Source organism: Gilliamella sp. Nev3-1 (genome assembly GCF_001690435.1).
GTDB classification, from domain to species: Bacteria; Pseudomonadota; Gammaproteobacteria; order Enterobacterales; family Orbaceae; genus Gilliamella; species Gilliamella apicola_C.
Genome location: NZ_LZHN01000004.1, coordinates 98782 through 119326, shown reverse-complemented (window position 1 = coordinate 119326; position 20545 = coordinate 98782). Strand labels below are relative to the sequence as shown.

The following is a 20545-nucleotide window of genomic DNA, read 5'->3' as shown; positions in this document are numbered from 1 at the left end:
TTTCTATATGAGTTAATCGCGAATAATAACATAAAATATAAAGATATTAAAAAGAATGATTCTTATCTTTATCTGATTTTTTTATAAAATAACCTATCCATTTTTTATGTTATAGCGATATTATTTTTTCCTTTTCTAAGATCAATGTTAGATTTTATCGTTATAAAAAGTTGGTATAGATCTTAAAACGCCATTAAATGCAATTATTCAATTAACAGTTTTTTTATAATCATCTATATTAATTGAAAATTTTTCACTGTATTTTCAAATCATTTTATAAAAGCTTATATAATGCTTTATTTTGGGTTGCTATGCTTATTTTATTATAGACCCTACATTCACAAAAGATTACAATATGGCTCGCTAAAATCACGGATTTAAACCCGTTTTCATTTTAACAATTAAATATAGCTGAGTTATTGATGAGCAAAAAATTACATATCAAAACTTGGGGCTGCCAAATGAATGAGTATGACTCAACAAAAATGGCTGATCTCCTTGAATCCACCCATGGTTTAACATTAACAGACAATGCCGAAGAAGCGGATATTTTATTACTAAATACCTGCTCTATTCGAGAAAAAGCCCAAGAAAAGGTTTTTCATCAATTAGGTCGTTGGAAAAATCTTAAACAACATAATCCAAATATCATTATTGGTGTTGGTGGTTGTGTTGCCTCGCAAGAAGGTGCACATATTCGTAAACGCGCCCCTTTTGTCGATATTATTTTTGGACCTCAAACTTTTCACCGTTTACCTGAAATGATTGAACAGATTCGAAGTGGTAATGGTAACCATGTCGTTGATGTCAGCTTTCCTGAAATTGAAAAATTTGATCGCTTGCCAGAGCCTCGTAGCGAAGGACCTACTGCGTTTGTTTCAATTATGGAAGGGTGCAATAAATATTGCACTTATTGCGTGGTTCCATATACCCGTGGGGAAGAAGTTAGCCGACCTTGTGATGATGTCATTTATGAAATTGCGCAACTGGCTGAACAAGGTGTGCGTGAAGTCAATCTATTAGGTCAAAATGTCAATGCTTATCGTGGTCCCACATTTGATGGTGATATTTGTTCCTTTGCTGAGTTATTACGCTTAGTTGCAGCCATTGATGGTATCGATCGTATACGTTTTACAACTAGTCATCCAATTGAATTTACTGATGATATTATCGATGTTTATCGTGATACGCCAGAGTTAGTCAATTTTTTACATTTGCCAGTACAAAGTGGCTCAGATCGTGTATTAAATTTAATGAAACGTACACATACTGCGCTTGAATATAAATCCATTATTCGAAAATTACGTAAAGTACGCCCAGATATTCAAATTAGCTCTGATTTTATTGTCGGTTTCCCAGGGGAAACGCAAGAAGACTTCGAGCAAACAATGAAGCTAATTGCCGAAGTCAATTTTGATTTAAGTTATAGCTTTGTTTATTCAGCGCGTCCAGGTACACCCGCTGCTGAAATGGAAGATAATGTTTCAGAAGAAGAGAAGAAGCAGCGCCTTTACATTCTTCAAGAACGAATCAACCAACAAGCCATGCAATTTAGCCGTCGTATGTTAAATACTGTACAACGTATTTTAGTTGAAGGTCCATCCAAAAAAGACCTTATGGAATTAACCGGTCGAACGGAAAACAATCGAATTGTTAATTTTGCAGGTCGTCCTGATATGATTGGTAAGTTTGTTGACGTTGAAATTACTGATGTTTATCCAAATTCACTACGTGGTAGAGTTGTTCGTACTGAAGATGAAATGGATTTACGAGTTAGTGAATCGCCAATGTCAGTTATTTCTCGCACTCGTAAAGAAAACGAGCTAGGGGTCGGTATCTATCAACCTTAAAGTAGTAATCATTAAGCCACAATGTGAGTGGCTTTTCATATTTTTTATAAAATAATAAAGATAATAAAATAACTTACGGATGAATTTAAAGGAAAAGAAAATAATATGTTTATAATATTTGGAACTCGCGGAAGAGAAGTTAACGAACATAGTGGACAATTTAATTGCCCAAATTGCTGTTCGCAACAAAACACCACTACCGATGAAAAAAAACAAAAATATACACAAATAAAAGTGGCAAAATATTTTACGCTATTTTTTATTCCTATTTTTAGTTACGAAACATTAGGACGTTATATAAAGTGTAATGAGTGCAATAGTGATTACAACGAAAACGTACTGGAATATGTGCCACCAACATTTGAAGAACAAGTTGCATCATATGTTGAACAAGAGTTAAAAAGTGGAACACCTATTTCAATGGTAATTAATAAACTAAAAACACAAGGTCTTGATCAAGATCAATCCCAACGTGCTGTTGATCATGTTGTTTCTGGTAATATTGTGACATGTCATCATTGTAATATGGACTTTTTAACAGGTATTGAAAAGTGTTCTTTATGTGAAGGGCACATTAAAAGTTAGTTTTAATTATTAGTTTTAATTATTTGAGGGCTTACACTTGAATATCATAACACATGAAACTATGCTTGACCCCGCTGATAATCAGCGACTTAATAGCCTTTGTGGTCCTTATAATGACAATATTAAGCAGCTAGAGCGTCGACTAGGTGTTGAGATTAATCATCGTGGTAATTTATTTTCAATAACTGGCGATCGGATTTGTGTCAAAGCAGCCAATGATATTTTACAATCTCTTTATAAGCAAACTAAAGCCAAAGATAAAATTATTGATATCGAGCCAGAACAAATCCATCTAGCAATTAAAGAGTCTGGCGCGCTAGAAAAGGCAAGTGAGCATTTACCTGCTTATATTGATCATCAAGGCGGCAAGCTGGTAATGATAAAAACTAAGCGAGGCATCATTAAACCAAGAACGGCAAATCAAGCACAATATATTGCCAATGTTTTAGATTATGATATCTCGTTTGGGATAGGGCCTGCTGGTACAGGTAAAACCTATTTAGCGGTAGCTGCAGCGGTTGATGCGCTTGAAAAGCAACAAATCCGCCGCATTGTATTGACTAGACCAGCGGTTGAAGCTGGTGAAAAATTAGGTTTTTTGCCTGGCGACTTAAGTCAAAAAGTCGATCCTTATTTACGTCCACTTTATGATGCGTTATTTGAAATGCTCGGATTTGAAAAAGTTGAAAAGCTGATTGAAAAAAGTGTGATTGAAGTTGCACCACTTGCCTATATGCGTGGGCGAACTCTTAATGATGCTTTTATTATTCTTGATGAAAGCCAAAATACCACCATTGAACAAATGAAAATGTTTTTAACTCGCATAGGTTTTAATTCTAAAGCGGTAATAACAGGCGATATTACCCAAATTGATTTACCACGCCATCAAAAGTCGGGTTTACGGCATGCTATTGAAGTATTGAGTCAAGTTGATGAAATTAGTTTTAATTTTTTCAATAGTGAAGATGTAGTCCGTCATCCAGTGGTTGCCAGAATTGTTAATGCTTATGAAAAATGGGAAGAACAACAGCAGAATATTAAACAGCAATATACGGAAAGTAGTATATAAAGGAGTCTTATTATTCCTATTTCACGTAAAAAAGAAAAAACGGTAATTCGAGATCATTCTGCCGAAGCAAATTTATTTCTTCGTAGGGCGCTATTTGCATTCGTTACGATTATTTTAATGGTCATTATTTTGCTTGGTAATTTAGCAGATTTGCAAATTGCTAATTTTAGTTATTACAGTACAAAATCCAATAATAATCGAATTGAAATTATACCTATCTCACCTAGCCGCGGCATGATTTATGATCGTAATGGCACACCTTTGGCAATTAATAACATCACATATCAGCTTAATATCATTCCTGATAAAACAAAAAACCTTAATGAACAATTCAATGAATTAAAAAAAATTGTTGGCTTGACTGATGAAGATATTGAGATGTTCCAAAAAGAACGACGCAATTATAAAGCTCATCGCCCAGTACCGCTAAAAGAAAATTTGACCAAAAAACAAATAGCGCGTTTTGTTGTGGATCAACATCGTTTTCCATTTGTTTCTATTGTGGGGATACAGCATCGTTATTACCCTTATGGTGCATCACTGACTCATATTCTTGGCTATATTTCTAAAATTAATAGCCAAGATAAACAGCGCTTAGATGATGAAAATAAGTCCAGCGATTATGTCGCTACGTTTAATATTGGTAAAATGGGGATAGAAAGATATTATGAAGACGTATTACACGGAACCCCAGGTTATGAAAAGGTTGAAGTTAATAGCCGAGGTCGTATTGTTCGTCAAATAAACAAACATCCACCACAAGCTGGTGAAGACATCTATTTATCTATTAACCTTAAATTACAGCTTTATATAGAGCAATTATTAGCAGGGCGTAAAGCGGCAGTGGTTGCTATGGATCCTAATAATGGTGAGGTTTTAGCTTTAGTTTCTAGTCCAAGTTATGATTCCAATCTATTTGTTGGTGGTATATCGAGTGTAAAATATAGCGAATTACTCAAAGATCCTAGTAAACCTCTATTTAATCGCGTGTTACTTGGCGCTTATCCACCAGCTTCGACCGTTAAACCTTTTATTTCTATTGCCGCTTTGAGTGAAGGGGTTATCACGCCAAAAACTGTGGTTGATGATCCTGGTTGGTGGCAATTACCTGGTACTGAGCGACGTTATCGAGATTGGCTTAAATGGGGGCATGGTCGGGTTGATGTATTAAAGGCCATTGAAGAATCGGTTGATACTTACTTTTATAAAGTTGCTTATGATATGGGTATCGATCGCTTAAACTTATGGATGGCTAAGTTCGGTTATGGTAAACGCACCGGTATTGATATTTCACCAAACGAAGAAACCCGTGCCGTTATGCCGAGCCGTGAATGGAAAATAAAGCGTCATAAAAAATCTTGGTTACAAGGTGATACCATTCCTGTCGGTATTGGTCAAGGTTATTGGACTGCAACCCCAATGCAAATGGTTAAAGCGCTAACGACTTTAATTAATAATGGTAAAACCTATACACCGCATTTTTTATTATATAAAAAGAGCGATATTTTAAACGCTAATAAACGGCAACCAGAGATTAATTCAGATAATTATATTGAAACAAATAGTTTAGGTGATATTAACCCAGCTTATTGGGCACTTGCTAAGGAAGGTATGCACCGAGTGATGTTTGGATCAAGAGGAACGGCACGTAAGATTTATGCTGATGCAAAATATCAGGCTGCAGGTAAATCAGGTACTGCGCAAGTTTATGGTTTGAAGCAAGATGAAGTCTATAATGCTCATAAGATCCCAGAGCATTTACGTGATCATGCATTATTTATTGCTTATGCCCCTTATGATAACCCCAAAATAGCGCTAGCGATTGTATTAGAAAATGGTGGCGGTGGTAGCTCAAACGGTGGCGCTGTTGCTCGTAAAATCTTAGATTTTTACCTTCTAGGTAATGATTCAACACAGCTAGATGAGCCATCACCCAATGACGGAACTGAAGATTAATGATGAATAATAGCAAAAAATCTTTTTGGCAAAAGATACACATCGATCCCTTATTTTTTTTATTTATTACGCTATTACTTGGCTATAGCCTCTATATTCTTTGGAGTGCATCGGGTCAAAATATCGATATGATGCAAAAACGAGTCATTCAAATATTACTAGGTTTTGCTGTAATGATTATTTTAGCTCAGTTTTCACCTAGGGCTTATGAAAAATGGGCGCTGTATCTATATATTGTTTGTATTATCATACTATTACTAGTTGATATTTTTGGTTACACCAGTAAAGGCGCACAGCGTTGGTTGGATTTAGGTATTTTACGATTTCAACCTTCAGAAATAGCCAAAATAGCCGTGCCATTAATGGTAGCAAAATTTATTCACCGAGATGGGTGTCCGCCGCCATTAAAAACCACATTACAAACACTAGCTATCATTGGTGTGCCAGCATTACTTGTTGCGATGCAACCTGACTTAGGTACAGCAATATTAATTGTTATGTCAGGCATTTTTATTATATTTTTAGCGGGCATGAATTGGCGTTACATTCTTGTTGCATTAATTTTAATCGCTGTCTTTTTACCGATTATGTGGTTCTTTTTAATGCATGATTACCAGCAAAAACGCGTGTTAATGTTGATTAATCCTGAACTTGATCCTAGCGGAGCAGGTTATCATATCATTCAATCTAAAATAGCAATTGGATCGGGTGGCCTATGGGGTAAAGGTTGGTTACAAGGCACACAATCGCAACTTGAATTTTTACCTGAGCGACATACCGATTTCATCTTCTCCGTTATTGCCGAAGAGTTTGGTTTTGTCGGCTCTATTGTTTTGCTTATTCTCTTTTTATGTTTAATTGTACGAGGGCTTATTATTGCTGCTCAGGCACAAACCACCTTTGGTCGAATACTTTCTGGTGGGCTAATTTTAGTCTTTTTTATTTATGTGTTTATTAATATTGGTATGGTCAGTGGAATCTTACCAGTAGTTGGTGTACCATTACCGCTAATAAGTTATGGTGGCTCTTCTTTAGTCGTATTAATGGCAAGTTTTGGCATTATGATGTCTATTCACACACATCGATATATGTTATCTAAAAATATTTAACGGAACCCAAATAAATGAAAAAGAAATTTAAATTATCTTTTGCGTTATTCGCGCTTGCTGTTTGCTCATCAGCAAATGCTGAAATGGCTTTTCCTATTCCAGCTATCCCAAAATTGGATGCAGAATCTTATATTTTAATCGATGCTAAATCAGGCGAGATACTGGCACAATATAATGCCGAGGAACAACGTGACCCAGCAAGTTTAACTAAAATGATGACCAGTTACGTGGTGGGGCAAGCACTACAATCAGGGCGTATTAAAAATGATGACATGGTTGTGGTCAGTAAAGATGCATGGGCAACAGGCAATCCTATTTTAAAAGGATCATCATTGATGTTTTTAGAAGTGGGTAAAACAGTATCGGTTTCTGATCTTAATAAAGGCATTATTATCCCATCGGGTAACGACGCTTGTATTGCTATGGCTGAACACGTTGCGGGGAGCCAAGGCGCTTTTGTTAACCTAATGAATGATTATGCTAAAAGACTTGGATTAGATCATACTCACTTTGAAACAGTGCATGGGCTTGATGCGCCAGGGCAATACACAACAGCTAAAGACATGGCTTTTTTAGGGCAAGCTTTAATTCGTGATTTACCTGAAGAATATTCCATTTACAAAGAAAAAGAATTTACTTATACATTATCTAAACCACAACTTAATCGAAATGGGCTACTTTGGGATACTACACTGAATGTAGACGGAATTAAAACAGGCCATACCAATGCCGCGGGGTATAACTTAGTTGCTTCTGCTGTGGATGGTAATACTCGCTTAATTTCAGCCGTATTAGGTGGCCGTACTTATAAAGGTCGTGAAGAAGAAAGTAAAAAATTATTAGTATGGGGATTCCGCTTTTTTGAAACAGCAAATCCTATAAAAGCAGGTGCGCCATTAGCAACTGAAACTATTTGGTATGGTGATGAAAATAAAATTCAATTAGGTGCAATTAATGGTGCCTTTATCACAGTGCCAAAAGGTCGTTCAGCAGATGTACAAGTTGAATATAAAATTGATGATTATATTTATGCACCAATAGCTAAGGGTGCAACAGTGGGCAAAATGCAATTTTTACTTGACGGTAAAGTTATTAACGAACAGCCACTTGTTGCTTTACAACATGTTGAAGAAACAGGCTTTTTTGGTAGTGTATGGGATTGGATAACGCTACAATGCTATAGATTATTCCACTAGTTTTTATTCAAGTTTTGCTATCATCGCTCTGCATTCTGTAAGTAATTACTTACAGAATGAGCTAATCCTTTATAAAATAACATATTTTTAACATAATATAGCTATGCAAAAGATAGTCAGAAAAAGCGTTGATTTTATTGAATTTTTTATTATTTTATTTTTATTGTTTGCTATTTGAAAAGACAAACATGCTAATAACCAGCATTTGCTTAGCTAGCAGAACAAAAAATAGAAATAAAACTAGTAATTTTATACTATTTATGATATAAAACGCGCGCTACATTTCATATTGTTTTTCTATATAAGATAGTAAATGACAATTAGTAATGAATAAAGCATTAAATTTTAATAATTAATTAACGTTATAACACACACATATCATCACACTTTTCCGGGGTGCCTTTTACTTGTTGTTATTAGGTCGGTTAAAGCGGATATGTGGAGGCATAACCCCAACGTCAAAATGAGGAAATCATGACTACAGTATCAATGCGCGATATGTTACAAGCGGGTGTACACTTTGGACACCAAACTCGTTATTGGAACCCAAAAATGAAACCATTTATTTTTGGTGCACGTAACAAAGTTCACATCATCAATCTTGAAAAAACAGTACCAATGTTCAATGAAGCATTAGCTGAATTAAACAAAGTTGCTGCGCGTAAAGGTAAAATTTTATTTGTTGGTACAAAGCGTGCAGCTAGCGAAGCCATTAAACAAGCGGCTGAAAGCTGTGGACAATACTATGTTAATCACCGTTGGTTAGGTGGTATGTTGACTAACTGGAAAACAGTACGTCAATCAATCAAACGTCTAAAAGATTTAGAAACACAAGCTAGTGATGGTACATTTGACAAATTAACCAAAAAAGAAGCACTAATGCGTGCTCGTGAAATGGCTAAATTAGAAAATAGCTTGGGTGGAATTAAAAATATGGGTGGCTTACCCGATGTGATTTTTGTTATTGGTGCAGACCACGAACATATCGCAATCAAAGAAGCTAACAATTTAGGTATTCCAGTCATTGCTGTTGTTGATACTAACTCAGATCCTGATGGTATTGATTACATTGTTCCTGGTAATGATGATGCAATCCGCGCAATTCAATTATATGTAAATGCGGTTGCTGAGGCAGTCCGTTCTGGTCGTGAACAAAACCAATCTCCAGTATCTGAAGAAAGCTTCGTAGAAGAAGCACCAGCAGCTGAGTAAAAACTCAAATATTTTCGGGTGGATGCTTGAGTGTCCACTCATTCTAATGAAAATCATCACAATGGTTAAATAGAGGATTAAAAAATGGCTGAAGTTACCGCTTCTATGGTAAAAGAACTGCGCGAAAGAACTGGCGCAGGTATGATGGAATGTAAAAAAGCATTAGTTGAAGCTAATGGTGATATTGAACTTGCAATTGACAACATGCGCAAATCAGGTCAAGCCAAAGCAGCTAAAAAAGCAGGTCGTGTTGCTGCTGAAGGTGTGATTATTTCTAAAATTTCTGCTGATAAAAAGTATGGCGTTATCTTAGAAGTTAACTGTGAAACAGACTTTGTTGCCAAAGATGCTGGTTTCCTAGCATTTAGCGAAAAAGTAGCAACAGCAGCTTTAAATGATCGCATGATTGATCTTGCTGCTTTACAAGCAAAATTTGAAGAAGAACGCACTGCACTAGTTGCTAAAATTGGCGAAAATATTGGTATTCGTCGTGTTGCTGAAATTTCTGGTGACGTAGTTGGCAGTTACCAACATGGTGCTCGTATTGGCGTATTAGTGGCAGCTAATGGTGCTGATGATGAATTAGTTAAACATATTGCAATGCATATTGCAGCAAGCAAGCCAGAATATGTTGATCCAAGTGATGTGCCTGCTGATGTTGTTGAACATGAACGTAACATTCAAATCGATATTGCAATGCAATCAGGTAAACCACGTGAAATCGCTGAAAAAATGGTTGAAGGTCGTATGCGTAAATTCACTGGCGAAGTATCATTAACTGGCCAAGCTTTTGTTATGGATCCTTCTAAAACTGTTGGTGATTTACTAAAAGAAAAGAAAGCCACAGTTGCTTCATTCATTCGCTTTGAAGTAGGTGAAGGTATTGAAAAAGTCGAAGTTGACTTTGCTGCAGAAGTTGCTGCAATATCGAAACAATCTTAATTTTTTCAAAAAACCGCCGTTAAGGCGGTTTTGTTTATCTACAAAATATTTTAAAATTACGACAAGCTAATTTGTTAGCTTATTGAGTAATTAAACAACGAAATAGTGAGACTTCAATATGGTGACCCCTTTCTATAAACGTATTCTTCTAAAACTCAGTGGCGAAGCGCTACAAGGTGATGAAGGCTTTGGTATTGATGCAACTGTTCTTGACCGTATGGCGCAAGAAATAAAAGAACTGATTGAAATGAATGTTCAAGTTGCTGTTGTTATTGGGGGTGGTAATCTATTTCGTGGTGCAGGACTTGCTAAAGCTGGGATGAACCGAGTGGTTGGTGATCATATGGGGATGCTTGCAACGGTTATGAATGGTCTTGCGATGCGTGATGCGTTGCACCGAATTGAAGTTAATGCGCGTTTAATGTCAGCGATACCATTAAATGGCGTCTGTGATGATTATCGTTGGACTGAAGCAATCAGCTTGCTTCGCCATGGTAGAGTCGTTATTTTATCAGCAGGAACGGGTAATCCTTTTTTTACCACGGATTCAGCAGCCTGCCTGCGTGGTATTGAAATCGAAGCAGATGTTGTTTTAAAAGCAACCAAAGTTGATGGTGTTTATTCAGCTGATCCTGTAAAAGATCCGAATGCAACACTTTATAAGACGCTTAACTATGAAAAAGTATTAGATGATGAACTTAAAGTCATGGATTTAGCGGCATTTACATTAGCAAGAGATCATAATCTACCTATTTGTGTGTTTAATATGAATAAACCAGGTGCGTTGCGTCGCGTCATATTAGGTGAGCAAGAAGGAACATTAATTAGTAACAAAGCAACAGTAACCAGCTAATTATCTTTATCTTAAATAAGGCTTTTATTATGTTAAACGAGATTCAAAAAGAAGCGCAAACGCGCATGGAAAAAAGTATTGATGCATTTCAAAATCATATTTCTAAAGTAAGAACTGGTCGCGCATCACCAAGTTTATTAGATGGCATTATGGTTGAATATTACGGTAGCCCAACGCCACTTCGTCAACTAGCCAATGTTGTTGCTGAAGATGCAAGAACACTAGCTATAACCGTATTTGATAAATCATTAACGCCAGCTATTGAAAAAGCGATTTTAACTTCAGATTTAGGGCTTAATCCTGCGTCAGCAGGCACAGTAATTCGTGTACCTTTGCCACCGCTTACAGAAGAACGCCGTCGCGATTTAACCAAAATTGTTCGTAATGAAGCAGAACAAGGTCGAGTATCAATTCGTAATATTCGCCGTGATGCCAATGATCAAATTAAAGCATTGCTAAAAGATAAAGAAATATCTGAAGATGATGAGCGTAAAGCACAAGATTTAATCCAAAAAGCAACCGATGCTGCAATCAAAAAATTAGATGCTGTGCTGGCCGATAAAGAAAAAGAGTTAATGGAATTCTAATTTATCTTTTTTCCTTGCAAACGCTTGGTTTTATAAAACTGAGCGTTTTTTATTTACTAAAATGTTGCTATTTTATGTATATAATATTTTCAACTTTTCAGCACAAGTAGCATGGGTATGGATAAAAACAAGATATATTAGCTTGTTTTAACTATTATTGAATATTCCAAGATAAACACTTTTTATTTTCATGGGCTTCTTTTAATGCTATAGATATTAATGATAATTCTTCTTCAGCTTTTTCCTTATCTATTGGATCTGATGATATTGCGGAAACAACTTTTTTATTCTGTATAAAATATCTTTTAGTAACCGTGAATACTACTTCTGACTTTATATTTTCATCATGATAGTAAATTGGGACATTGTAATATTCAGCATTTGAGATAACTTGGTATCTATTACTGTTTTTTATAACGGTAATTTTTCCACGATAAGTTTCACCATAAATATTAATCTCAATCTTATTTTTGCGACATATTAATCCTGCGCCTTCTGTTGAAGGAATCGATTCAAGTGTTATCTCATCAGCTTTTGATGTAAAAGATAGGCATAGTAAGTTGATGAATATTAAATAAGCGAATCGTTTAATCATCTTGTTTTTCCGTCAATTACCTTATTTTCTAATTCAATTTCAGCTTGATTTATTTCTTGCTTTAATTAAAGCTATCTCGTATATAAAAATATTTCAAATTTATTTTGATGTTATTCATTGTTTTTTAGAATTATTTAAAACCCAAAATCATCATCTAGTTCATCTGCGTTTTTGCAATAATTATCTTCTTTTTGTGTACATTGACGAGAAAACACTTTATCTGAATCATTCGTGCTACGTCTTTTATAATTACATACCGAATTAAGTAAGGTATAGCTATGTTTTTTAGTGTCAAATTGAAAAGTTTTAGTGATTACAATGTCGTTATCTTCTTTAATTGGACAAATTTTTTTCTGAATGGCTTGTTGTTTCTTTTCATCAAAAGAAATATCGAGCCCTTCTAAATTCAGATAAACAAATTTTCCTTTGTTCTTATCAAAGGAGTAAAAACGATGAAAAGTAGGTACCCCCATTACATCATCGGTTGTTTTAGAAATAAAAAAATCATTATCAATACCATCAAAATTGTAATCATCAGTGCCTTCAGGTCTATGAATTACTGTGCTATCACCGTTTTTTATTGTTTCGATTGACATAAATTCATAATCACTAATAGCAGCATCATTAATTGTTTGTAACAAACTACCGTCTTTTTTTCGGTAAACATTAATGCCAACCATTTTATAAGCGCAGCCTTTTATAGATAAAACGATTTTGAAATAGTAATCTTTAGTTGTCTTGTGTTGTAAAAATTCTATTTCTTTAGATTTTTTTTCAAATATATCTAATTCTGAGTCCGAAAAACATCCAAATTGCAGTTCACTTTCTAATTCTGTTTTAGGTAATGACGCTAATCTTTTATCAGCTGAAAGATTATCATCAGACTCTGCGTCATCCTCATTTTCGGTTAAAAGCTTAGGATGATTGGTGATATTATTGATATATAAAGTTGCATTACCAGCAAAATCATTATTATAATTGTAATAATACTCTTCTTTATACTTGCCATTCGTTCTGATTTCGATTCGATAAAAATAGTTGGCAAATACAAAGTTGGATAAACATAAGATAGCCACTATAATGTATTTTATTGTTTTCATATTCTTTCACTTAATCATATTATCCACTTCTCAAACTAACAGCATTTAAGAATTATTTTATAGAAATTTATGGCATTTTAGTTGATAGTCTATGCTTAGGCGTGCAATTACTAGTCGGCGTAAAATGCATTCCATGGTACCCAATTAATTATTTCACCATATTTTTCACTTTGATAACTCACTTTAAACCATAAAAGCTTTCTAATTTTATAAATTTCATAAAGGTTAGTTTTTTTGAGTTTCTCATTGTCTAATTCTACATCTAAAATTTTGACAAAATCGTTTCTTTTTAAATAGTTATAAGTTGGATATTGAAAGTCTGGTTGTTCATAAAGTTGAACTTTTTCTAGTTGAATATAAGAATGAATATCGCTTTTTTCGGTTGAGTTATCCAGTATATCTGAAAGGCTGTCCATATCATAAAAAGTAAAATTACCGTTAGAATTGAGAATATCTAAACCAATCATATGTTGGTATTCTGTAAATATCCCAAACTTAGTACACAGCTCACGTAGAAAATCATGCTGCTTGTTTTAGTGTTTTATACTCAATCGGTGTCATGTTATTTAATGCCTCATGCGGTCTTTCGGTATTATAAATCGTTAACCATTCTTCGGTTATTCTCCTTGCTTGCGCTAAGTTGTTAAAAAGATATAAATCGAGTACTTCAGTACGATAGGTACGATTAAATCGTTCAATATAGCCATTTTGATAAGGGCTAGCGGGCTGGATATAATCAATGGTTATACCATGTAATTTAGCCCAGTTGGTAAAGGTTTTTCCTGTAAATTCTGGCCCATTATCGACCCGTATTTTTAATGGATAGCCATGATATTCAGCCAGTTTATCTAAGTAACGGGTAATCCTTCCTGCGGGTAAGCTTACTGCAATATCAATGCCTAACGCCTCACGATTAAAGTCATCGATGACATTGAATGTCCTAAAGCGACGTTGATTACGACTACTGTCACTCATAAAATCCATTGACCAACATTCACCTTGTTTATTGGGAGCCAATAACTTTTCTGGCTCCCGAGGTGGCATTCGTTGTTTTCGTTTTGTTTTAAGATTCAGTTTTAACTCACAATACACCCGATAAACACGTTTATGATTCCATTTATAGCCGAGCTTTCTGATACGATTAAAACATTTAGGAAAGCCCCAGCGTAAATGCCGGTCTGTGATAGCATTCAACACCGAAATAATCACCGAATCATCCGGTAACTTAGGTTGATGATAGTAAGCACAACGGCTTAAGCCAACAATGGCACAACTCATAGCAATAGTAACTGAATGATTTTGTTGTAGTTGCTGTGCCCACGTTTTACGTGCCTTTGTGGGCACTAAAGCTTTTTTATGATTTCTTCCTGAAGCTGGGATTTTAAGCTCAGTTCGGCAAACATCTGTTTAAGCTTACGGTTTTCGGCCTCAAGCTCCTTTAAACGTTTAATATCAGAGGTTTCCATACCACCGTATTTATCACGCCATTTATAGAAAGTTGAATTTGCCATGCCATATTTACGGCACAGTTCTTTAACGGGAATACCCGCTTCAGCTTCTTTTAAAATAGCGACGATTTGATGTTCAGTCATTTTTTTCATAATTAAATCCCCTTTACTTTTATCATAGAGAATTTTCTACTTTTTTGCTGTACTATTTTAGGGGATAGTTACAATTCAAATTCACCTAATTCTTTAATTCTTTTAAATACTTCGACATTTTTGAAATGATATTGCTTATCTTTATTTGCTATTATTACTGTATATTTATCTAAATCATAATCCTTAATTGATTGATAGTGTTGATAAAAACTAATATCACCCACTTTACCAACAAAAACATCAAAATTTTTATGTAATAAACTTTCATCAGTGTGAGGGAAATAGGAGTAAGAATTTAATTGGCGAGGATCAAAAAGAGCCAAGGAACCATTTAAATCTTTAATATTGTTAATCTGCTTTCTTTCAGTGCAATAAGAATATCGGGTTTCCATCAAGTTGATTAACCGTCTCTTAACATAGCTGCAGTCAATAGTTAGTCTGTTGTTTTGAATTGTTATTGGAATGTAGCCTTGAATATTATTTGTTGTTGCATGCTTGTAAAACAATGCGGGTTGATTATTCCAATTGGCAAATTGAACATCAAGTGAATGATAAGATCCAATCAAATTTTCAAGTTGATAATCCACATTATCACCTTTTACTTCTAATATAGCGGGTTTTGAAAATTCATTATTTTCATCATCACAACGATAAGATATAAAGTTATACGATTTTGAATTAATCTCGAACGAATAGTTTTTAGCTTCTATTTTGTTTGAACAATGCTCCTTAGCATTGCAGATAGCGCTTATTGATATACATAATATTAATATTATTTTTTTCATTTCAAATTATTGTTCACTAAATAATGATTTTAAGTCTATTCCAGTATATAAATTAGCTAAGATTAAGTGTAGAAAAAGTTAATTTTTATATAAGTAACCTAAGGTAAAAACAATGGCAATCGATACCGTTTACGTGCATTATGTCGATGTTTAAATGTAACGGGAAATCGTTTCTATTATCAGCGACAATTGACGTAGCAACCACAAGATATATTGCTGAGTGAAATAGTGGGACGAAGTGCTGGCAGGCATAAAACAGCGGCACGGGTCATGCAAGCGATGAGTCAAATATCCATGAACTTACAGACGATTGAGTTTTTTCATTCTGATAGAGGAAAAGAGTTTGATAAGCATTTGGTTGATAAATGCTTAAAAGTATTTGGAATTAGACAGTCGTTATGTCGCAAAGGCTGTACTTATGATAATGCAATTGCAGAAAGCACATTTAAAGCCGTGAAAAGAGAATTTGTGCCACATACTATTTTTGATTCACTAGTGCAACTTAAATTGGAATTTAATCACTATGTGTGATTGGTTTAATTATAACAGGCTTCATTCAACATTAAATGGCTAGTCGCCGATTGAATATAAAAGAAATTGAAGATAATAAAGGGCAAACTAATGAAAATAATTAATTTATTAATTATCGTATTGTTTAATTTTATAGGTGCCTATCTAAGTTACCAATGGTGTTATCGAACGATTATCGCAAAACATCGCACACCAGAATTATATTATTTGATGTGTTATGGTTTGTGTTATTTCTGTTTTATTCTGATTTCAATCTTCCTTTTATATAAAATAAATCGGCCGATGGGTTTAGTGATTTGCGGAGTGCCAATTGGTATTCTAATTACCTTAATGTCACCTATTGTCTTCATTTTAGTTCTGGAAGATATTAATAAATCAGTCTTTAACCTAGATTTTATTATGGGGTTTTTAGGTATTACATCACTGGTAACCCTTAATTTTATAATATATCCAGCAATTTTATTATGCTGTCATTATTCTATTGGTGGAATACAAAAAATATCAAGTAAGCTTGCATTGAAGCAATAATTAATTACCTTAATTAGCCAGAGCATCGCCCACCTATTTTATACTGTGGCACTCATCAGATTGGATTACCACCCTGTATTCCTTATCTTATTTTAAGCTCAACAATGTTTGTATGAAAAGTGATCTAAACTATCCGCCTTAAAATGTAGTTCAGAAATTGTGTCGCCTATCCACACACATCATAATCACTATTCGGTGATGAAAATCCCCACACCTGGTTACAGGTATAATGCCTATGGATATCATGTAGCTTGTGCTAATTCTGCTAATTTTTGTTTTCTACTCCTTTAGGTTATTTATTCTAATTTATATCTAAATTTTAACACTTTTAAGGATGTTAAAGCCTTTTGCCCATTACCATTAATAAATCATTGAGCATAATAATTTATGATTGAAACGGTATAGAATCCTGAATATTTTTTACAAATGTATTAAACATTATGATGATTTAGATCTAAAATGCGATTTGCTAGCGGGTAAAAACGTGTCACCAGTGTGAATGTCTAACCATGTTTGACGGTAACGTTGACATCGCTTTATTTGATAATAGTTAGCCAATGCCAAAAATCCTTGTAATTCCATTATCTCCAAAAAATAACGTTGCCACTTAGCGGCGGTATCGGTATTAATTCCCAATTGCTGGCTAATCGTTTTAAATGTCTCACCTTGTAGTAATAAATCAACAAAAGGTAACCACAGTTCACAATGAGATAATTTATCAAGATAATACTTTTTGAGAGGATTAAACGTTCGGCGACAGGTTCGGCAACGAAAATTAAGGCGGTGCCCAATGCGAACTGTACTAAGCGATCCACAATAATCGCAAGGCATAACTGACGTACCAAGCAGCTTGGTCAGCCATAACTTAAATGCCTGAGCTTGTCTAGACACTTCTACCGGCATCGTTTGTGTAAGATTCAGTATTGCTTGATAAAGATCTGGCTCATACTGCGCTAGCCACTGACGAATAACGTTATCTCGCCTTTGAGCAGCTCGTGGTGAAAGATGAAATTTATTGGCAATCAAGCTATGTGGCAGGGCAATTAACGTCATGGGCGCAATATCAATCAGTAATGCGACAGGCTTAAGGCGTCGACATAATGAACTTGTTGCGATTAACGCTGGCACTCGTTGCAAAAATCGCTCAGCAGCAGAATGCTGCTCGTCGGGTAAAATAGAGTGATACATTGTTGATCCCCTTTGAAACGGTATAGAATCCTGAATATTTTTTACAAATAATATAACCTAAAAAGTGAACAGGTGGAATTATTTGATTAACAACTGCCCAGCATAAACAGAATATGCTATATTATTTTTCGTGTGATTTTACAAGGCGATAAGATGGATATTAAACTAGCTAAACATGACAAACGCTATATTGAAAGCACGGACGACGTGTACAGTATTATGCAGCGTGTGTTATTGCGTGAAAACAAGATCGACCAAGAAAAGGAACATCTTTGGATTATTGGTATGAATCAAGCGGGTTATATCCTGTATATTGAACTAATTGCGCTTGGATCGTATAAATCGGTCAACATTGAGCCAATGAACGTGTTTCGCGTTGCGGTGATGAAAAACGCCTCACGGGTGATTTTGGTGCATAATCACCCGTCAGGATCGCTGATCCCTTCAGCGGCCGATAAAGACATCACCGACCGCTTAATTCAAGTTGCCCATATTTTAAATATCGAACTTACCGACCACTTAATTATCACCCCAAAAACCTATATCAGCTTTCGCAGCATCAAACTGATGGCAGAACTTGAACAAAGCCTGAAATATGTTCCGACTTACCAAGTAGTTGAACGCATCCGTAAACAAGAAAAACAAATTGCAAAAGAAAAATTAGCGGTTGAGAGGGATAAGACCAAAACAGCTCAGCAGAAAGCAAAAGCAGAAAAAGCTCGTCGAGAAAAAGCTGAATCTGAAAAGAAAATACTAATTAATGCATTACTGGAAAAGGGCGTATCGATTGAAAATATTGCGAAGATTTTGGGCATTACCGTGAGAGCGGTTAAGGGGATTATTAATTTAAAATAATAGTGCATTTTATGAACAGATAGAAGAGCAACATCTAGAGTTTATAAGAGAAAGCTATCCAGACAATATTTTAGAGCTTATTACCCATAATTTTGAGGAATATATAAATAAACTCAGGGAGGATGATTCTTTAATTGATCATGATGAGATAATAAATCTATTATCAACAGAGTTAAGTTCAGCGCAAAAAACGTCATTGTTAGGTTTAACAAATGTTCCTATTTCCATTAATTATGCAAAGGATTCAGTAGAGCTTCAAAGGTAGTAAAAACTGATAAATACTGATTTTATTGTTATCCCATACTATTGGAAATGGTTGAATAGTCGCCCTATTTGAGGTGGCTATCGTTGAATTTTGAGTATTTTCTTTCATCGTTAATCCTTTGTTAGATTGATTAATTAGTTATTTAAATCAAATGGAATAATCTCGATAGTAATGCATTCTTTTAGATAACCATTGATATAATTAAGACTGTTAATCTTTTTATTTCCACCAATATCGAGGATTACTCCTCGATATTTTTTACCCTTTCACACACACGACTTGCCGTAATTGATGGACAATTTCGACCAGTTCATTTTGGGCAGTCATTACCGCATCAATATCTTTATATGCCATTGGTATTTCATCAATCACATCAGCATCTTTACGGCATTCAACATGTGCGGTGGCTTTGATTTGGTCTTCAATGGTAAATTGTTTTTTTGCCGCTGTTCGGCTCATAACTCGCCCTGCACCATGTGAGCATGAACAGAAACTTTCTTCATTACCAAGTCCACGGACAATATAGCTTTTAGCGCCCATTGAGCCCGGAATAATCCCTAGCTCACCTTTACGAGCTGATACCGCTCCTTTGCGTGTCACAAAAATATTATGACCAAAATGATGCTCTCTTTGAACATAGTTATGGTGGCAGTTAACTGCTTGTAGATGACTAATAAACTCAATATTTAGTGTATTACCGATGGCTTTAATTGTGTTATGCATTATCGCTTCACGATTTAAACGGGCAAACTCTTGAGCCCAATTTACCGCCATAAGATAATCATTAAAATGCTCAGTGCCTTCAACAAAGTAGGCTAAATCTTGGCTTGGTAAAAAGTTATCAATAAAATAAGTAGCCATGTCTTGTTTAGCTATTTTGATAAAATACTCTCCAATAGCATTACCCACACCACGTGAACCGCTATGTAACATAATCCAAACCCGATCAGTTTCATCCAAACAAATTTCGATAAAATGATTACCTGTTCCTAATGTCCCTAAATGATGGTAGTTATTAGTATTTAAAAAATGTGGATATTTTTCAGTCAGCTTTTCAAATTCTGGTAATAGCTGTTGCCAATATTGATCCACAATTAATGGTGGATTTTGCCAACTACCTTGATCGCGACCTATTTTTTTTGGCGTTAAACCATGCGGTACGGCTTTTTCAATCGCTAAACGTAAGGGTGCTAGTTTGTCAGGTAGATCAGCATTGGTTAATGAAGTTTGTACTGCCATCATTCCACAGCCAATATCTACACCAACCGCAGCAGGTATAATTGCACCAATAGTAGGAATCACGCTACCGATAGTTGATCCTTTACCTACATGCACATCAGGCATTACAGCGATATGTTTAAAAATAAACGGTAATTGTGCCAATTTTAATAGTTGTTCTTTAGCTTCAAGCTCTACTGGTACACCTTTTGTCCACATTTTTATCGGCTTAGTATTTTCGGTTTTTAATACTTCATATTGTCTCATTTTTTCACTCCTTCTTAATTTCATGCAATGCTAAGTTGCTAAGTTTATAAGCTCTGTTTTATTTTTGGATTTTATTCCCCCTTTGGGCGATAAAATCTTTTTTTGTGATTCCGTATATAAATACTGCTAAAAGCGTGCCAAAAATTAAAAAATGGTAAAAATAATTAGTATTGTTTTGATTAAAAAAACAAAAATAAGTTTAAAATAGATGAAAATAGAAATTTAATAGATTTTGGTTGATTAATTTTTTATA

20 protein-coding genes are annotated in these 20545 nt (G+C 34.9%); 13 read left to right on the top strand and 7 right to left on the bottom strand.

Annotated elements, in window-relative coordinates; genetic code table 11:
* Positions 1–422: 422 nt before the first annotated feature.
* The 10 genes from miaB to frr all read left to right on the top strand — a co-directional run bounded on the left by miaB (position 423) and on the right by frr (position 11359).
* A complete protein-coding gene (gene miaB / locus A9G40_RS01290; protein ID WP_065581559.1) occupies positions 423–1850 on the top strand; it encodes a tRNA (N6-isopentenyl adenosine(37)-C2)-methylthiotransferase MiaB in 1428 nt (475 codons plus the stop codon).
* A gap of 105 nt (positions 1851–1955) precedes the next feature.
* Positions 1956–2435 (top strand): zinc-ribbon domain-containing protein, encoded by a 480-nt coding sequence (locus A9G40_RS01285; protein WP_065581558.1) that lies wholly within the window; start codon positions 1956–1958, stop codon positions 2433–2435.
* 37 nt (positions 2436–2472) lie between these two features.
* Positions 2473–3504 (top strand): PhoH family protein, encoded by a 1032-nt coding sequence (locus A9G40_RS01280; RefSeq protein WP_065581557.1) that lies wholly within the window; start codon positions 2473–2475, stop codon positions 3502–3504.
* 18 nt (positions 3505–3522) lie between these two features.
* Complete coding sequence (gene mrdA, locus A9G40_RS01275) at positions 3523–5460, top strand: penicillin-binding protein 2 (protein WP_065581556.1); 1938 nt, start codon at positions 3523–3525, stop codon at positions 5458–5460.
* A 2-nt stretch (positions 5461–5462) separates the two neighbouring features.
* Positions 5463–6569 carry a peptidoglycan glycosyltransferase MrdB gene (gene mrdB / locus A9G40_RS01270; protein WP_081302107.1) on the top strand — a complete coding sequence of 369 codons (1107 nt, stop codon included), beginning with the start codon at positions 5463–5465 and terminating at the stop codon, positions 6567–6569.
* A gap of 14 nt (positions 6570–6583) precedes the next feature.
* Positions 6584–7765 (top strand): serine hydrolase, encoded by a 1182-nt coding sequence (locus A9G40_RS01265; RefSeq protein ID WP_065581554.1) that lies wholly within the window; start codon positions 6584–6586, stop codon positions 7763–7765.
* 474 nt (positions 7766–8239) lie between these two features.
* Positions 8240–8977 carry a 30S ribosomal protein S2 gene (gene rpsB, locus A9G40_RS01260; RefSeq protein WP_065581553.1) on the top strand — a complete coding sequence of 246 codons (738 nt, stop codon included), beginning with the start codon at positions 8240–8242 and terminating at the stop codon, positions 8975–8977.
* Positions 8978–9061: 84 nt separating this feature from the next.
* Positions 9062–9919 carry a translation elongation factor Ts gene (gene tsf / locus A9G40_RS01255; protein WP_065568206.1) on the top strand — a complete coding sequence of 286 codons (858 nt, stop codon included), beginning with the start codon at positions 9062–9064 and terminating at the stop codon, positions 9917–9919.
* A gap of 118 nt (positions 9920–10037) precedes the next feature.
* Positions 10038–10772 (top strand): UMP kinase, encoded by a 735-nt coding sequence (gene pyrH / locus A9G40_RS01250; RefSeq protein ID WP_065568207.1) that lies wholly within the window; start codon positions 10038–10040, stop codon positions 10770–10772.
* 29 nt (positions 10773–10801) lie between these two features.
* Positions 10802–11359 carry a ribosome recycling factor gene (gene frr / locus A9G40_RS01245; RefSeq protein WP_065568208.1) on the top strand — a complete coding sequence of 186 codons (558 nt, stop codon included), beginning with the start codon at positions 10802–10804 and terminating at the stop codon, positions 11357–11359.
* A gap of 154 nt (positions 11360–11513) precedes the next feature.
* Here the strand turns inward: frr and A9G40_RS01240 are convergent, their stop codons facing one another.
* From A9G40_RS01240 to A9G40_RS01215, 5 genes are all read right to left on the bottom strand, one after another.
* Positions 11514–11954, bottom strand: a complete 441-nt coding sequence (locus A9G40_RS01240) for a hypothetical protein (RefSeq protein WP_065581552.1) — start codon at positions 11952–11954, stop codon at positions 11514–11516.
* Positions 11955–12088: 134 nt separating this feature from the next.
* Complete coding sequence (locus tag A9G40_RS01235; RefSeq protein ID WP_065581551.1) at positions 12089–13054, bottom strand: hypothetical protein; 966 nt, start codon at positions 13052–13054, stop codon at positions 12089–12091.
* Positions 13055–13164: 110 nt separating this feature from the next.
* The gene (locus A9G40_RS01230; RefSeq protein WP_065581550.1) at positions 13165–13521 is read right to left on the bottom strand and encodes a hypothetical protein; all 357 of its coding nucleotides are present in this window, start codon (positions 13519–13521) and stop codon (positions 13165–13167) included.
* Positions 13522–13573: 52 nt separating this feature from the next.
* A protein-coding gene (locus A9G40_RS01225) for an IS3 family transposase (protein WP_442902696.1) occupies positions 13574–14655 on the bottom strand; the annotation gives its coding sequence in 2 pieces (ribosomal slippage) (positions 13574–14412 and positions 14412–14655; 1083 coding nt in all).
* A gap of 68 nt (positions 14656–14723) precedes the next feature.
* Positions 14724–15440, bottom strand: a complete 717-nt coding sequence (locus A9G40_RS01215) for a hypothetical protein (protein ID WP_065581548.1) — start codon at positions 15438–15440, stop codon at positions 14724–14726.
* A gap of 213 nt (positions 15441–15653) precedes the next feature.
* On the opposite strand from A9G40_RS01215, the gene A9G40_RS01210 reads away from it, so the two are divergent.
* A complete protein-coding gene (locus A9G40_RS01210; protein WP_176700414.1) occupies positions 15654–15971 on the top strand; it encodes a DDE-type integrase/transposase/recombinase in 318 nt (105 codons plus the stop codon).
* A gap of 90 nt (positions 15972–16061) precedes the next feature.
* Positions 16062–16499: a hypothetical protein gene (locus A9G40_RS01205; protein ID WP_065581546.1), complete on the top strand. Its 438-nt coding sequence runs from the start codon at positions 16062–16064 to the stop codon at positions 16497–16499.
* Between the two features lie 438 nt (positions 16500–16937).
* On the opposite strand, the gene A9G40_RS01200 is transcribed toward A9G40_RS01205, so the two are convergent.
* Positions 16938–17687 carry a hypothetical protein gene (locus tag A9G40_RS01200; RefSeq protein ID WP_065581545.1) on the bottom strand — a complete coding sequence of 250 codons (750 nt, stop codon included), beginning with the start codon at positions 17685–17687 and terminating at the stop codon, positions 16938–16940.
* Positions 17688–17840: 153 nt separating this feature from the next.
* On the opposite strand from A9G40_RS01200, the gene A9G40_RS01195 reads away from it, so the two are divergent.
* The gene (locus tag A9G40_RS01195) at positions 17841–18542 is read left to right on the top strand and encodes a JAB domain-containing protein (protein WP_081302105.1); all 702 of its coding nucleotides are present in this window, start codon (positions 17841–17843) and stop codon (positions 18540–18542) included.
* A gap of 523 nt (positions 18543–19065) precedes the next feature.
* Here A9G40_RS01195 and A9G40_RS01190 read toward each other — a convergent pair.
* A complete protein-coding gene (locus A9G40_RS01190) occupies positions 19066–20292 on the bottom strand; it encodes an RtcB family protein (protein WP_065581544.1) in 1227 nt (408 codons plus the stop codon).
* Positions 20293–20545: the final 253 nt, after the last annotated feature.

Bases quoted from the DNA above. Each gene is read 5' to 3' on its own strand.
- miaB (WP_065581559.1), top strand. From the start codon at position 423: ATGAGCAAAAAATTACATATCAAAACTTGGGGCTGCCAAATGAATGAG.
- A9G40_RS01285 (WP_065581558.1), top strand. From the start codon at position 1,956: ATGTTTATAATATTTGGAACTCGCGGAAGAGAAGTTAACGAACATAGT.
- mrdB (WP_081302107.1), top strand. From the start codon at position 5,463: ATGAATAATAGCAAAAAATCTTTTTGGCAAAAGATACACATCGATCCC.
- A9G40_RS01265 (WP_065581554.1), top strand. From the start codon at position 6,584: ATGAAAAAGAAATTTAAATTATCTTTTGCGTTATTCGCGCTTGCTGTT.
- rpsB (WP_065581553.1), top strand. From the start codon at position 8,240: ATGACTACAGTATCAATGCGCGATATGTTACAAGCGGGTGTACACTTT.
- tsf (WP_065568206.1), top strand. From the start codon at position 9,062: ATGGCTGAAGTTACCGCTTCTATGGTAAAAGAACTGCGCGAAAGAACT.
- pyrH (WP_065568207.1), top strand. From the start codon at position 10,038: ATGGTGACCCCTTTCTATAAACGTATTCTTCTAAAACTCAGTGGCGAA.
- frr (WP_065568208.1), top strand. From the start codon at position 10,802: ATGTTAAACGAGATTCAAAAAGAAGCGCAAACGCGCATGGAAAAAAGT.
- A9G40_RS01240 (WP_065581552.1), bottom strand. From the start codon at position 11,954: ATGATTAAACGATTCGCTTATTTAATATTCATCAACTTACTATGCCTA.
- A9G40_RS01235 (WP_065581551.1), bottom strand. From the start codon at position 13,054: ATGAAAACAATAAAATACATTATAGTGGCTATCTTATGTTTATCCAAC.
- A9G40_RS01230 (WP_065581550.1), bottom strand. From the start codon at position 13,521: ATGATTGGTTTAGATATTCTCAATTCTAACGGTAATTTTACTTTTTAT.
- A9G40_RS01215 (WP_065581548.1), bottom strand. From the start codon at position 15,440: ATGAAAAAAATAATATTAATATTATGTATATCAATAAGCGCTATCTGC.
- A9G40_RS01205 (WP_065581546.1), top strand. From the start codon at position 16,062: ATGAAAATAATTAATTTATTAATTATCGTATTGTTTAATTTTATAGGT.
- A9G40_RS01200 (WP_065581545.1), bottom strand. From the start codon at position 17,687: ATGTATCACTCTATTTTACCCGACGAGCAGCATTCTGCTGCTGAGCGA.
- A9G40_RS01195 (WP_081302105.1), top strand. From the start codon at position 17,841: ATGGATATTAAACTAGCTAAACATGACAAACGCTATATTGAAAGCACG.
- A9G40_RS01190 (WP_065581544.1), bottom strand. From the start codon at position 20,292: ATGAGACAATATGAAGTATTAAAAACCGAAAATACTAAGCCGATAAAA.